The organism is Nitrospirillum amazonense, from assembly GCF_029594735.1.
Lineage (GTDB): Bacteria > Pseudomonadota > Alphaproteobacteria > Azospirillales > Azospirillaceae > Nitrospirillum > Nitrospirillum amazonense.
The window spans coordinates 1-577 of the sequence record NZ_JARPAF010000017.1 but is presented as its reverse complement, the minus strand read 5'-3'; the positions used below and the strand labels follow the sequence as shown (position 1 = coordinate 577).

The window sequence follows — 577 nt, the reverse complement described above, 5'->3', positions numbered from 1 at the left end:
TGAAGCGCGCCACTTAAGTTTGGAGTGATCGCCACTTAAGTTTGGAGCAAAAAGTAGGCGCTTAAGAGGCCCCTGGATACCTCTTAAGCGCCTAGCAGAAATGTGTGGATTACGCCCCGATGCCGTAGAGCTTGGCATAGTCCAGCACAAGCGCCAGGGCGCCGGGGTTGTTGCCGATGATGTCCTCGTTGAACATCATCACGTCGGCGACCTGGCCACCAAATCCAAAGCTATCCGTCCCCCAGAAGCCGCCCAAGTACAGCGTCCCGGTGGCGGCGGTGTCGTTGGTGGCGCTATCCGTCAGCCGGACCCCATCAACAATGGCTCGGCACACAGTGCCATTGGATGAACATATCGCGAGGCGCCAGGTGTCGTAGAGGTTAGGGAAGCTGACGATACCAGCTCCCACGTCGTTTCCATGGCGAAAGGCCATCGCCCCGCCGCTGCGCCCGATGTTGCTCTGCTGCGTGCTGCTCGACCACTTGCCGAACAGGCCGACGTTGCTGGAACCGCCGCTGGCCTCTCGGAAAATTAGGGCCCAGGTGAACGGCGCCGTCAGATCCTCGGTGTTGCTGTA

General features: G+C 59.8%; 1 protein-coding gene. It reads right to left on the bottom strand.

What is annotated here, in order from left to right; genetic code table 11:
* Positions 1-109: 109 nt before the first annotated feature.
* Positions 110-577, bottom strand: a 468-nt coding sequence (locus P5F91_RS29075; RefSeq protein ID WP_277909013.1) for a hypothetical protein, incomplete at its 5' end; no start/stop codon positions are given.